This is a genomic window from Geminocystis sp. NIES-3709 (assembly GCF_001548115.1).
Lineage (GTDB): Bacteria > Cyanobacteriota > Cyanobacteriia > Cyanobacteriales > Cyanobacteriaceae > Geminocystis.
Genome location: NZ_AP014821.1, coordinates 1,039,452 through 1,052,217, shown reverse-complemented (window position 1 = coordinate 1,052,217; position 12,766 = coordinate 1,039,452). Strand labels below are relative to the sequence as shown.

The 12,766-nt window shown below is 29.0% G+C and carries 8 protein-coding genes and 1 tRNA gene; 4 read left to right on the top strand and 5 right to left on the bottom strand.

The window, feature by feature from the left end:
• The first annotated feature begins 89 nt into the window (after positions 1-89).
• Positions 90-2,273 carry a glycosyltransferase gene (locus GM3709_RS04510; protein ID WP_066116683.1) on the top strand — a complete coding sequence of 728 codons (2,184 nt, stop codon included), beginning with the start codon at positions 90-92 and terminating at the stop codon, positions 2,271-2,273.
• 135 nt (positions 2,274-2,408) lie between these two features.
• Here GM3709_RS04510 and GM3709_RS04505 read toward each other — a convergent pair whose 3' ends face one another.
• A complete protein-coding gene (locus GM3709_RS04505; RefSeq protein ID WP_066116681.1) occupies positions 2,409-3,956 on the bottom strand; it encodes a glycosyltransferase family 39 protein in 1,548 nt (515 codons plus the stop codon).
• 578 nt (positions 3,957-4,534) lie between these two features.
• Between GM3709_RS04505 and GM3709_RS04500 the strand changes: the two genes are divergently transcribed.
• The gene (locus tag GM3709_RS04500; protein WP_066116678.1) at positions 4,535-6,070 is read left to right on the top strand and encodes a peptide ligase PGM1-related protein; all 1,536 of its coding nucleotides are present in this window, start codon (positions 4,535-4,537) and stop codon (positions 6,068-6,070) included.
• Between the two features lie 119 nt (positions 6,071-6,189).
• Here the strand turns inward: GM3709_RS04500 and GM3709_RS04495 are convergent.
• Positions 6,190-6,261: transfer RNA gene (locus GM3709_RS04495), tRNA-Cys, on the bottom strand.
• Positions 6,262-6,321: 60 nt separating this feature from the next.
• Between GM3709_RS04495 and GM3709_RS04490 the strand changes: the two genes are divergently transcribed.
• Entirely contained in the window at positions 6,322-6,792 is a 471-nt protein-coding gene (locus GM3709_RS04490; protein WP_066116676.1) for a CYTH domain-containing protein, read from the top strand.
• Positions 6,793-6,912: 120 nt separating this feature from the next.
• Positions 6,913-9,180 (top strand): heavy metal translocating P-type ATPase, encoded by a 2,268-nt coding sequence (locus GM3709_RS04485; RefSeq protein WP_066116675.1) that lies wholly within the window; start codon positions 6,913-6,915, stop codon positions 9,178-9,180.
• Positions 9,181-9,206: 26 nt separating this feature from the next.
• Here the strand turns inward: GM3709_RS04485 and GM3709_RS04480 are convergent, their stop codons facing one another.
• The 3 genes from GM3709_RS04480 to GM3709_RS04470 form a co-directional block, all read right to left on the bottom strand.
• Positions 9,207-10,487 (bottom strand): dicarboxylate/amino acid:cation symporter, encoded by a 1,281-nt coding sequence (locus tag GM3709_RS04480; RefSeq protein ID WP_066116673.1) that lies wholly within the window; start codon positions 10,485-10,487, stop codon positions 9,207-9,209.
• Between the two features lie 461 nt (positions 10,488-10,948).
• The gene (locus tag GM3709_RS04475) at positions 10,949-11,287 is read right to left on the bottom strand and encodes a rhodanese-like domain-containing protein (RefSeq protein WP_066116671.1); all 339 of its coding nucleotides are present in this window, start codon (positions 11,285-11,287) and stop codon (positions 10,949-10,951) included.
• A gap of 55 nt (positions 11,288-11,342) precedes the next feature.
• The gene (locus tag GM3709_RS04470) at positions 11,343-12,683 is read right to left on the bottom strand and encodes a cytochrome c biogenesis protein (RefSeq protein WP_066116670.1); all 1,341 of its coding nucleotides are present in this window, start codon (positions 12,681-12,683) and stop codon (positions 11,343-11,345) included.
• Between the last annotated feature and the right edge of the window lie 83 nt (positions 12,684-12,766).

The window sequence follows — 12,766 nt, the reverse complement described above, 5'->3', positions numbered from 1 at the left end:
TTACAGGATAATGAGGATGACAAAAATAGAGTCTGATAACAGAAATTAATAATCAATTAACTTATAAATATTTGGCAAATAAAATTATTATGCGTCTTCAATCTAAAATTTATCCTCTTACCATAATTATTTTTATTTTGGTTAGTATATTGATTTCTATTTTAATATATTCTATTTGTAGTAATAATCATATTAATTATTTAATCAACTCTTTATATTTACAAGTAAATTTTTTATGGTTAAGTTTTTCTAATTTAAACTTATATTTAACTTCACTTTATCCCTTAATAATAGGTGTTTTAATTGTCAATGTTACGATGCAATTGTCTCCTCAGCAAAAACAATGGTCAAAAATAATTATAGTTTCTACATCTTTATTCTTTATGATACGTTATTTTTTGTGGCGATCGACTTCTACTTTCAATTTAACTGATCCAATAAATAGTCTATTTAGTATAGGCTTATTTTTAATAGAATTAGCATTTATTATTAGTCCATTTTGGCAGACAATTTTAACCTTGAATATTAAAAGTAGAAAATCTCAAGCCGATAAAATGTCAGAAGCAGTAAAAGAAGGTATTTATCAACCCACAGTTGATATTTTAATTCCTAGTTATAACGAACCTTTAGAAGTAGTAAAAAGAACGATCGTTGGTTGTCAAACTATAGAATATAATCATAAGAAAATCTATCTTTTAGATGATGGAGATAGAGAAGAAATGAAAAATTTATGTGCAGAATTGAACTGTCATTATATTACTCGTGAAAATCGTCTTCATGCCAAAGCAGGAAATTTAAACCACGCCTTAACTCAAACTAACGGCGAATTAATAGTTGTTTTTGATGCTGATTTTGTACCTACAAGTAATTTTTTAACACGATCGATCGGCTTTTTTCAAGATATAAAAATAGGTTTATTACAAACTTATCAAAGTTTTTATTCTCATGATCCCATTGCGAGAAATTTAGGATTAGAAGATAAAATACCCACAGAAGTTGAGATTTTTTCCCGTTATTATCAACCTATTAGAGATAGTATTAATACAGCTTTATGTTATGGTAGTTCTTTTTTAGTTAGAAGAAAATATTTAGAAAAAATAGGAGGTTTTGTTACTAAAACCCTCAGTGAAGATTATCATACTGGTATTCGTTTATCTTCAGAAAAATATCAAGTGATTTACTTAAAAGAAAGTTTAAGTGCTGGGTTATCTGCTGAAAATATTTTTGGTCATATTAAGCAAAGAAAAAGATGGGCAAGAGGTACTATTCAAACCTTATTTATTAAAGAAAATCCCCTAAAACTTAAAGGATTAAAATGGCAACAAAAATTGGCTCATTTAGAAGGCATTTTACAATGGTTTATGAGTCCTTTAAGATTAATACTATTATTATTACCTTTCGCTTATAATTGTTTAGATGTTATTCCTATAAAAACTAATTTTCAAGAAACACTTTCTTTCTTTTTTCCCTTTTATTTTATTCAATTATTAACTTTTTCTTGGTTTAATTTTAAAACTCGATCGGCTTTATTCGCAGATATTTATAATGTAGTAACAGCAGTACCTATAACCGAAGAAATTATCCAAACTTTAATTAATCCTTTTTCTTCTATTTTTAACGTAACACCGAAAGGAATTAAAAACGATAATTATTATTTTAATTGGCGTTTAGCATCTCCACTTATTTTTTTGTTAATGGTGAATTTTATCACTTTTGCTAATTTTTTAATAAGATTTTTAGATCATCAAATTAATTATATTGACGATTCCTTAAATATCAATTTAATTATTTTTTGGAATGTTTATAATTTAGTTATTTTAGTTTTATCTATAATGGTGATGTTAGATATTCCAAAATTAGACAGTTACCAATGGTTAAAAATAAGAAAAAAAATTAATATTATTACTTCCCATCAAACTTATGAAACTGTAACAGATAAAATTTGTGAATTTGGCATAGAAATTAATTCAAATTTTTCATCTTATATTCCCGATAGGGGAAGAATAGAATTTATAGAAGACGAATTATCATTAAATTTTGAAGTTGTTAATCAAAATAAACTTGAATCTAAATTTAAGGTGAGATTTATTAATGTTTCTTTACTTCAATATCGTCAACTAATAAAAATTATTTTTTGTCAACCGAATAGATGGACTTTTCAACAAACTCAAGGGGAATTAATATCATTATGGCTATTATTTTATACTTTATTTGCAATTCCTTTTCGGTTTATAAAAAATATGATGCCTAATAAAATTACTAATTCTTATTGATTTTAACTTTTATTAAATTCAGTACGGGTTAAGGCAATTTTATTCTTATTTCTACGAAGCTATAAGGTTTTCAGACTACGAGAGAGAAAATAATACTTTGAGTTTATCTCGAATTCAGGTTTTATTAATATTTTTCTAATAATCTAAATTTATATGATAAAGTGAATTATAAACTTTAATTAATTTTTTTTTGTAGATTTTTTCTAATTTATTTACTAATTCAGATGAAGGATTAAAAATATAAATTTCTTTAAATTCTTTTGTATATTTAATTCTACTATAGTCTTTTAATAATTGAAGGTTAATATTAGGCTTTAATTGATAACTAATAGATATTATATTTCCTCTATTAATTTGAAAATCATCGGTAATTAATAGAGGTTTTTCTGATTGATTAATAATTTCTGCAATATCAGTATTATAATAACTTGGAGCTTTATTCCACCAAGTTGTTGTATTGTGGCTTATTATATTAGATATAATACTGAAAGTAAAAATTATAGCTATAATTACTGACCAAGTTTTTGATTTTTGTTCTATTTTATTTCCTAAAATATAGCTAATGGTTAAATAAATAGATAGATAAGCTGGGAAAAAATATCTAGTCATACTTGACCTAATTCCCCCTAAAATTATATCAGGTAATATTAATCCTAAAGTGGGAATAACTCCTAATAATAATAAATAAAACCAAATATTTTTATCGGTATTTTTGATTAAAAAGTAAAAACTGTATATAATTAAAGCAAATATAGCACTAATGAAAATATAACTAGCCCAATGATATAAGGGTAAGCCAACATCAATCAATAAACTGGAAAAATGTAAACCCCATAAATTTGCTAAAAATGCTAAAGATTGTTGTGTATTTGTCCAACTTGTTTTATCTTTCAGAAGACTAAAATTAATAAATGTGATGGTTAACCAAGGAATAAATAAAACTCCGCTTATAGTGGTAAATACAAAAAAATTTATTTTAGTTTTAACTGCTAAAAATTTTCTAATTAAATAGATATAACCAATATTAATTATAGGTAGAAATACAGATAAAATTGAGGTATAAAAAGTTAAACTTAGAGTTAAACTATAACCAAGCCAATGATAAATTTTATTAGTTTTAATGCTCTTGAAAAGATATAGGCTAGATAAAATGATTGTCACCATCCATAAACTATATTCTCTTGCTTCTTGAGCGTATAATATTTGTATAGGAGAAATTGCTACTAAGCTAAGGCTAATTAAACTAACTAAATTATTATTAAATAACTCCTGAGATAAATAATAAATTGCTGGAAAAACTAATAAACTAAAGACAATCGATAAACTTCGATTAATAACAATAGAACTTCCTAATAAATCTTGCCAAAAACGTAGTAATAAATAATATAATGGTGGATGTTCTGGATGTTCAATTAATGAATTTATCGTTGCGGATAAGGGGGTATTTGGTTTTAATATCTGGAATTCTAATAAGTCTTTAGCGGTAATAATTTCACCATTAAAAAATTTTGTTACTATTTCATTTCCTCGATAACCTGCCACTCTTAAGGAGGTATAAACTTCATCATGCCAATAAATTTTTTTATCAATGTTAGTTATACGAAAAAAAATACCCATAATAATAACAGTGATAAGAATTATTTTTAACCAATATTGAAAATTCGATCGAAAATTATTTATCATAGAATTTTAATAAGTTATAAACTTAAATTAACTTTTTTTCTTTATTAACAATAGCTTAATAAAATAATTTATGTTTTTGGTCTAAGTTTGTATGGTACAAAAAAATCATTTTTATTGATCCATTAATTATGATATAAATTTTTTTATTCCCTCTTGCCTTTTGTCTCTTGCCTTTCAACGACAATCTTTTTACCTCACTAAAATGGGAATTGCTATAGTAACTTCAATAAGTAGGATTACTTATATAGTTTTATCCCTAAAAATTTTGTTAATACCTCGAATAATTACTTTCAAATATTTTAAGTTTATTTATGAATATTTATATTATTATAATGATCTTTAATAAAAGCATGATAAATAACTTTATCTTGATAATTTAAAATGGTAATTTCTCCTCAATTTTTTTTTCTTACTATATCTAAAAATACTATATTTTGAGTATCTTTTAGAACATCATTTAACTTTTTACTAAACAAATTATTTCTTAGATATTTTTGAAAAATAATAAAAATTGTAAATAATATAGATTATAAGTTCGATCGACATTTATAGTAGAAGAAAGTATTTGGATAAAAAATATGGTGATTACTATTGAAGATAAAAAGCATTTTCGCTCCTTACAAAATCAATTAAGAAATTATTGGCAAGAGGGAGATATTTTAGAAGAAGATGATCAAGATATTTTAGTAATTCCATCTTTTAGTATAGATCAAGAAGTTGGAAAAAAAGTACTAGGTTTTTTACATTATGAAGAACGACTTTTATTTTCTTTAATTCGTTTAAGAAATCCTCTTACTCGTTTAATTTATATTACCGCTCAACCCTTATCACCTATTATTATTGATTATTATTTACAATTATTACCGGGTATTCCTTTTTCTCATGCAAGAGAACGTTTATTATTATTAACAACCTATGATTCTTCGCAAAAACCATTAACAGAAAAAATATTAGAAAGACCTCGTTTAATCAGTAAAATTAAAAAGTTTTTACGTCCTAATAAAAGTTATATGGTATGTTTTAATTCGACTATTTTAGAACAAGAATTATCAGTAAAATTAGATATTCCTTTATTAGCTTCTAGTCCAGAATTGTTATATTGGGGTTCCAAAGGTGGCAGCCGAGAAATTTTTGCGGACTGCAATATTCTTCATCCTGATGGCAGTCAATTGGTATATAATATTCATGATTTAATTAAAGAAATTACTTTTTTATTAGCGAGAAAACCTTACTTAAATAAATTAGTTATAAAACTAAATGAAGGTTTTTCAGGAGAAGGTAATGCAGTTTTAGATGTTAGTGGTATTTCGGGTTTATTTTCGATAGATTTAAGTTTAGAAAAACAACAAAATTTAGTCGCTCAAATTATTCATGAGTCTAAAGTGCAAGGATTAGGAGATACATGGATTACTTTTTGTGATAAAATTCCTAAATTAGGCGTAATAGTGGAAGAATTTATTGAAGGAGAAATAAAATTTTCACCGAGTATGCAAGGTTATATAACACCTAGTGGGAAAGTAGAAATTATTTCTACTCATGATCAAATTTTAGGAGGAGAAGACGGACAAATTTATTTAGGTTGTACTTTTCCAGCTAGAGAAAATTATCGCTTACAATTGCAAGAATTAGGTTTAAAAGTTGGTTTGAAATTAGCAAAAAAAGGTGCAATGGAAAGATTTTCTGTTGATTTTTTAGCAATTAAAGAAAAAGATCAATGGTTATTATATGCGATCGAAATTAACCTAAGAAAAGGAGGTACAACCCACCCATTTATGACACTAAAATTTTTAACAAATGGTAACTATAATTGTGGAGATGGTTTATTTTATAGTCCAGAAGAAAAAGTAAAATATTATATAGCTTCAGATAATTTACAAAAGCCTCAATATCACGGACTATTACCCCATGATTTAATGGATATTATCGCTAAACATCACTTACATTTTGATAGTAGTACCAAAACAGGAACGGTTTTTCATTTAATGGGTGCATTATCAGAATTTGGTAAAATTGGCTTAACCAGTATTGGCAATTCTTGGGAAGAAGCAAAGGCCATTTATCAAAATGTTGAGAATGTTTTAGATAATGAAACCGATAATTTTTACTACAATTAAAAATACAACACAAACTGATAACTTTCTTAATATTGGTAAACCATAGCTAAAATTATGATCCGTATATTGTAATACCTAATTAGTTCAACTCAAATGTAAAAATAAAGTTGAAAATAACAAGGCGACGCCCAGATTCGAACTGGGGGATAAAGGTTTTGCAGACCTCTGCCTTACCACTTGGCTACGCCGCCATTTTTTTGGACACTATATAATGTTAGCGTAAAGTAGAATATTTTGACAAGTAAAAAATTATGGGTTTAGAAATTGAGCGTAAATTTTTAGTGAATAGCACTCTTTGGCAACGTCCCAATAATGGTATTTTATATCGTCAGGGTTATATTTACACCCATAATGGAAATACTGTCAGGGTGAGAATTGCAGGAGATAAGGGTTATTTGACTGTCAAGGGTAAAACTCAGGGAATGACTCGATCGGAATTTGAATATGATATACCTTTAGAAGAAGCACAGGAAATCTTAGATACATTATGCGATCGACCTTTAATTGAAAAGATAAGATATAAAATTAAAATGGATCAATTAACGTGGGAAATTGACGAATTTTTAGGAGAAAATCAGGGGTTAATTTTAGGAGAAATTGAATTAAGTAGTGAAAATCAAGAGATTCTTTTTCCCGAATGGATTGGAGAAGAAGTAACTCAAGATAGTCGTTATTATAATTCTAATCTTGCTAAAAATTCCTATAATCAATGGGTAAGATAATCTAAGATATAGCAATTATTTTAGTTATCAATTTTTTTGTATTTTGTATTAGGTATTGACCTTCTAGCTAACTAGAGGGTTTAGACTAAAGTTAGTAATGTTATTGACGGAGAAAAATCAATGACGGCTAACCATTTAGAAATACAAATTTTTCAATTGGAAGGTATGGGATGTGTTGCTTGTGCAAAGTCGATCGAAACTGCTATTAATAAAGTTAAAGGGGTAGAGGAATGTATCGTTAATTATGCCCTTGCAGAAGCCAAAGTTACTTATCATTCTCAGGATATTAACACTAAGGTAATAGAAGAAGTCGTCAGAAAAGCAGGTTATCAAGCCTATGTTATCGACGCAGAAAATATTAATCAGGATAAGCAAACTAAAGAAAATCAAAGAAAAGAGCAGAAATTAGTTAATAAATTCAAAGTAGGAGTAATAATTAGTACTTTTTTAGTGATTACCTCTTTACCTATGATGACGGGATTACATATTCCCTTTATTCCCATATGGTTACACAACCCTTGGTTACAACTAATTTTGACGACTCCTGTTTTATTCTGGTGTGGACAATCTTTCTTTACTGGGGCAATTTCTGCCCTTCGTCATAGTAGTAGCAATATGAATACTTTAGTCGCTCTTGGTACTGGTTCGGCTTATTTTTATTCAGTGGCAGTCACTTTATTTCCTCAATTTTTTGACAATCAAGGTTTACAAGGAGAGGTTTATTATGAATCAGCCGCAGTAATTATTACTCTTATTTTATTAGGAAGATTATTAGAACATCGAGCAAAAAGTCAAACTTCTGAAGGGATTAAAAAGTTACTACAGCTAGAAGCAAAAACTGCTAGAGTAATCCGTGACGGTTTTGAGCAAGAAATCCCCATTGTACAAGTTAGAATTAACGATTTCATTATAGTACGTCCGGGAGAAAAAATCCCCGTTGATGGTCAAATTGTTAAAGGGGAATCCTCGATCGATGAGAGTATGGTGACAGGAGAATCAATGCCTGTCAAAAAAACTATCGGCGATGAAGTGATTGGGGCAACCATAAACAAAACCGGTAGTTTCACTTTTCGAGCGACAAAAATAGGCAAAGATACTGTTTTAGCTCAAATTATCGAGTTAGTAAAACAAGCCCAAAATAGTAAAGCACCTATTCAAAAATTTGCCGATCGAGTAACAGGATATTTTGTCCCGATCGTGATTATAATTGCTGTAATTACTTTTCTTGCATGGTGGTTGATAGGAAATAATTTTATCCTTGCCTTAGTTGCCTCTATCAATGTCCTAATTATTGCTTGTCCTTGTGCTTTGGGATTAGCCACTCCTACTTCTATAATGGTTGGTACAGGATTAGGTGCAAATCACGGTATTTTGATTAAGGATGCAGGTAGTTTGGAGTTGGCACACAAAATCAAAACCATTGTTTTAGATAAAACTGGTACTTTAACTGTCGGTAAACCTATTGTTACGGATTTTATCACCGTTGATGGTACGGAATCAGAAAAAGACATTTTAACCCTTGTAGGAATTTTAGAGCATAATTCAGAACACCTGATCGCCCAAGCTATTGTCGAATATGCGGAAAAACAAGAAATTCACTTCAATTTTTCCCAAAATAATCTCACAATCAATAATTTTGAGGCAATTTCAGGGTGTGGTGTACAAGGTAAAACCAACAACAAATTAGTACAAGTCGGCACAAAAGTATGGTTTCAGGAATTGGGGATTAATACCACTAAATTAGAAAGTTTATGTCATAAGGAAGTTTTTGACAAAACTAATGCTTGGATAGCTATAGACGGAAAAATTATGGGCTTATTTGCTCTTGCTGATGCCCTTAAGGTATCTTCTGTTTCGGCAGTAAAAAATTTACAAAAACAAGGACTAGAAGTAATTATGTTAACGGGGGATAATTACGCAACGGCGGAAAAAATTGCTCAACAAGTTGGTATTAGAAGGTTTTTTGCTCAAGTACGCCCTGAAGAAAAAACCGCAAAAATAAAGGAAATTCAGCAAAATACAGGAAAATTCGTTGCTATGGTGGGTGATGGTATTAATGATGCCCCTGCCCTCGCTCAAGCTGATGTAGGCTTTGCTATAGGCACTGGAACTGATGTTGCGATCGCATCTAGTGATATAACTTTAATATCAGGGGATTTAGAAGGCATTGTCTCAGCAATAAAATTAAGTAAAGCTACTATGAAAAACATTAAAGAAAATCTCTTTTTTGCTTATATATATAACGTAATTGGAATACCAATTGCTACAGGAATTTTTTACCCCTTTTTTGGTTTATTATTAAACCCTATTATTGCAGGGGGTGCTATGGCTTTTAGTTCAGTTTCTGTGGTAACGAATGCCTTAAGATTAAAGACATTTAAACTATAGCAATACTATCAATGGGTAGATGGTTTTTACTTTATCCCTGTTTCGATAAATGCTTCTTCTAGCTTTTCTTTTCGGGTTTTACCATCCACTAAAGCACTAACAGTCATATCTCCCATTACATTAATAGCGGTTCGACATCGATCGAGAAACCAATCAACGGTAACTAAAATAGCAATATATTCTGTGGGTAAGCCAACAGATGTAAAAACTAACGTCATGGTAACTAAACCAGCTTCAGGTATTCCTGCCGCACCTACCGAGGCGATAATAGAAGTTAGCATCACCATAATTTGTTGAGTTAAAGTTAATTGTTGATTGAGAATTTGAGATATAAATAAGGCCGACATCGCTTCATATAAAGCGGTACCATCATTATTGAAATTACTCCCCACTAATGCACCTAAAGAAGCTGAAGATTCTCTCAACCCTATTTTTTCAATTAAAACCTCAAAAGTTATGGGCATGGTTGCGGTAGAGGAAGCGGTAGAAAATGCTGTAATTAAAGCATCAGAACCTTTTTTGATAAAGTCAATAGGATGTACCCACGAACCGAAATAAACACGGGTTAAATAATAAATTGCCTGTAAAATTAAAGCAACAATTACCGCAATTACGAAAAATCCTAGAGATTTAAAAGGGGCAAATCCTTTAAGGGCGATCGTTTGTGATACAATTCCGAAAACTGCAAAAGGAACAAGTTTTATCACCCAATGAACAATAATAATCACTGCTTCAAATAATACTGTTATTAACTTTTCGATCGGCAAATAATCGGTTTTATTTTCTTCAATAAATTTAGTTTTTAATCCCCTTAAAACAATAGCAAAAGATAAGGCAACAATAATTAATTGAATAACATTATTATCCACTAAAGGTTTTACCACTGAATCTGGAATTAGATCTTGTAATAATCCCCAAGGATCTAGGGTTTTTTCAGATGGTTTTATATCAATTCCTAACTCTAAATTGCCATGAATTCCAGGTTGTAAAATATTAGCTACTAATAACCCAATGATAATTGCCATGAGGGTATTCGTGATCAATAAAAATGCTAATTTTCTTCCTGATCTACTAGGTATTTCGGCTGTTAAGAAAGTATGAATAATAGCTAAAAAAATTAAAGGTGTAGCTAAGGTTCTAAGAGCTTTTAAAATTAGGGTACAAGGTAAGGCCAAATGTTCTATTAATGAAGGGGAAATAATGGGATTACCAGCACCTAAAATTATTCCCACTATTATGGCTAAAATTAAAGCAAAAACGATTTGTATATAGAGAGGAAATTGAGCAATTTTTTTAAGAGTATTCATTTATTACTACGATGATATTATTTAATTTCTGATAACACGACTCAATGTTAAGTCCACTCTATCTTACTCTCCGTAACTATTCCACCACTCTTCATATTTCCTAATAACTACCCAATTTTAGCTCCTCGATCGTCCCAAAATAAATAATCAAAGTCTAGTTCACCTCAGTTCGATGCAAAATGTATGGGTAATAGCAAGGTATTAAATATTAGTTGTTAGGTATTAGGTAAATAATTGATCAAAAACTGTTAACAATAAATTTTAATTTTGCAACTTTTTACTAATTTTTGAATTACTCAAATAATAAAGAATTTGAGCAACTAAGAAAGTAAGATAAATTTAGTTTTCATATTTTGATTAAGCAAGGCCAGAAATGCCAGTAATTTTACTATTATTATATTAAATTCTCAAAAGTATAAAAAATACTTAATAAGTTCTATTTTTTAAGAAGTATAATAGATTTAGTAACGAGAAATTGAAGAATCAATATATATTGCATAAGCATCAATTCCGCCGGAAACATTTTTAACTTTTGTAAATCCTTGACTGATTAACCATTGACACATATTAGCCGATCGAATACCATGATGACACATAACGATCGTTTCTAAATCGGGATTCAAAATGGTTTTTATTTGATTTCTCCACTGTTCATATTGACTCAAAGGTAACAACTTAAAAGATGGCAAAAAAACAATTTCAGCTTCAGATTCTTCTCTCACATCAATCAACTGTATTTCGTGATTTTCTTCTGTTAAAATAACTGCTAATTCTTCTACATTAATACTTATCATATTCATAGTTTGATAATAAAGAATAAATATTTAATTATGGTTAATTGTTAGTTGCTAAAATTTATAATTTTTCTAAAATTTGACCTATTTCTTTTTCAAAAGCAACCTGAGCTCGATTGGTTTTACCACCAATAAAATATCGATCGCCTTCTTGTAACGCCCAAACTTGTGAAAAGGAGACATAACTCATCACGACACCAATCATTAAAAGAGCAAAACCAAGATATACTAAAGGTACTCCCGGATCTGCTTTAATTTGTAAACCAGTAGAACCGACTAAATTCAATACTTTGAGAGTAACCCCATTCACCTCTACAGGCATATTTGGACGTACAGCACTAATCAATTTACCCGACATATCATAGAGAAACATTGTTCCTTGTAAATCTTTGGTAATTAAAGAAATCCCCTCACTTAAATCAGGTTTAGTAGGAATCCATGTTCCCCAAATACGTCCTTTTCTTTCATTAGTTAATTCTGCCATTGGTAACTGAAAAATAGGACTATTATTGAGTTGAATTTGCACGGCAGAAATACCCCAATTTGTTTGATAAAAAGTTATCCCGTTGTACCTCAACGGTTGATTAACAAAAATAGTTTTTCGATCGAGTTCTTTTCCTTGTTTATTAAGTACTGATAAATCAGAATAAAATTGATCTACTGAACCATCAGGAGTATATTTTATCCAAAAATTATTTACTTTAACATCAAAAGATTGAGCATTATTTAAGTTGGTAAATTTACCAGCTTCTAAAAAATTTTGAATAGTAAAAGTTTCTCCACTTTGGATCATTTCTTGGGCAAAAAATCCTGTAAAAGCTCCCCAAATTGCTCCGAATAATATCACAATCATTCCTACATGAACAATAATAGGCCCAATTTTTCCACTTATCCCTTTTTGTCCATATAATGAGTTATCATTTTGATATACTTTATAACCTTTATCACCTAAAATAGAATTAATTTTACCTAAAGATTCTGTAGTAATTTCTGCACTTAAAGCTAATTTATTAAATTGTCTTGGTTTATTGTAAAATTGCCATATTTGAGTTGTTTTTAATGCGGGTAATTGTCTTCTAAAAGTACAAGCGATTAAACTGCTACCAAATAAAACTAATATACCTAAATACCACCATGTAGTATAGACATGATTAAGCCCGATCAATAATAATAATTGCCATGTTAAAAACCCGAATAATGCAGGATTTTCTGGATAGTTTTCTTGATAAAAATTAACAGGTTGATTTTGTTCAATAACTGTGCCACTAATACTAAAAAAGGCGATTATTAATAATAAGATAATAGCTAAACGTAAATCAGCGATCGTAGTTATTATTTTACGAAAAAATAGGTTTATTAAATTAATAATAGTGATATTATTAGTTGAATTAGATAGACTCATAGATTTTATATTAATAGTTAATAATTAAATGTTAGGTTATTGGGTGTTAGGAATTAGGATGTTTATTAATAAATCAAAATCAC